Annotated in this window: 1 protein-coding gene and 1 pseudogene; both read right to left on the reverse strand. The window is 67.9% G+C overall.

The features are described 5' to 3' along the window. Positions 1–440: pseudogene (locus ABIB26_RS23635) on the reverse strand (hypothetical protein); the annotation flags it as partial. 334 nt (positions 441–774) lie between these two features. Beyond that, positions 775–1,568 (reverse strand): galactose oxidase early set domain-containing protein (locus ABIB26_RS23640; protein WP_354248640.1); only part of this gene is annotated, 794 nt, incomplete at its 5' end.

Here is a 1,568-nt window from a genome sequence, read left to right on the forward strand (position 1 = left end):
CCCGCGATGCTTTGCGTCGCCTTGGTGTCGATCGTGATGGAGTGCGGCAGCGGCGCGGCCGGCGCCGGGGACCACCTGCTGTGCCAGTACGTGGCCGCACTGCCGTCGAGAACATTTCCCGCGCGGCCGTTTGTGCGGGTGACTTCTTCATCGCTGGCCGAAGCCGTCCACCCGGTGCGGGGCAAAGCAGCCGGAAGTGCCTCCGTCGCGGCAGCCGGCAGCACCGCGGGCATGTGCAGGTGCGGTCCGGCCACGCGCGAGGGGTCGGGCGGAACCACCGCCACCGCCACCGCCACCGCCACCGCCGCCGCGGCGGCGGCCGGCAGCGCCGGGCTGTGCAGGTGCTGTCCGGTCGGGCCCGAGGAGGCTTGCGGATCCACCGCCATGTACCCCATGATCAACAGGAAAACAACCAGAACTGCGGACCCTGGGCGAATCACTCGCCATTTCGATATGAGCATCACGGCACCTAACGTCGTCAACGACACAATCAGCACACGGCGCCACCAGATTCGCTGGCTTCGGCGTTCCTGCCCGGGGCCGGATCATGGCGACGGGGCGGGGTGTGACGCAACGACCCATCTGCGCTTAGTTCCGGAACCAGTCCCCCAGAAGACAGACGCTAGGCCGGGCAGCATGGAAAAACCTTGGGCGGCAGATGCGGATCCCGGATCGTCCCGGACGCGTCTGGGACGGATTCCGGCCAACGCCACACCCAAGGAACGCATTCAGCAAACGCTGGACCCGCGAGACCACGTCCCAGGTTCGAGAGTTTCACTTGATCCTGATCGTCGAGGCGACGCTGGGCACTCCGTTGGCGTCCATTGCGAAGAGCAGATAGCTGCCCGGCACCAGCACGCCGCTGTCCGCCGGCAACGTCAGCGACGCGGTGTTGCCCGACACCGAGGTTGCGGTCAGCGGGATCCGCCGCTGGTCGGTGTTCACGGTGTGGGTCACGGTGCTCATCCGCATCAGGGAGAAGTTGGTGACGGGCGCTTTGGTGGTCACCGCTATCGTGCTGCCGGCGGCGGCGGTGGCCGGTGCGGTCACAATCGTCGGCCGGGTGCGGGCACTGCCGTCGGCGTTCAGCAGGTAGGGCGGGGTGAAAATTTCGCCGTCCAGATGGTTGGTCGTGCAGGTGTTGCACAGCCCGCCACCGCCAACGAAGACCCGGCCATCGGGAAGCAGCATGCTGACGCTGTGATACGTCCGGGGGATGGCCATCGGGGCCAGCGTGGTCCACTTTCCGGTGGCCGGGTTCCAGATTTCCGGGGCCATCCTGGCGGCTGTGTCCGTGAACGGAACCGGGGTGGCCTGACCGCCGACCACGAGGACCTGGCCATCGGGCAGCGCGACCCCGTTCGCGAACGACCGGGTGACGGCCATGTCTGCGGTCCGGGCCGTCTTGACCCCGTTGTTGATGTCGATGGTGTACGCCCGCGCCGTGGCCGGGGTGTTGTCGTAGGCGGACGCCCCGCCCACGGTGAGGATCTTTCCGACGTCGTACATCACGGCGTCGCCGTTCATCGCGTCCGCGCTGTCAGCCCGGAGTCCGGCGGAGGTGATGC

This window comes from Arthrobacter sp. UYEF20, assembly GCF_040546335.1.
In the GTDB taxonomy this organism is placed as follows: domain Bacteria; phylum Actinomycetota; class Actinomycetes; order Actinomycetales; family Micrococcaceae; genus Arthrobacter.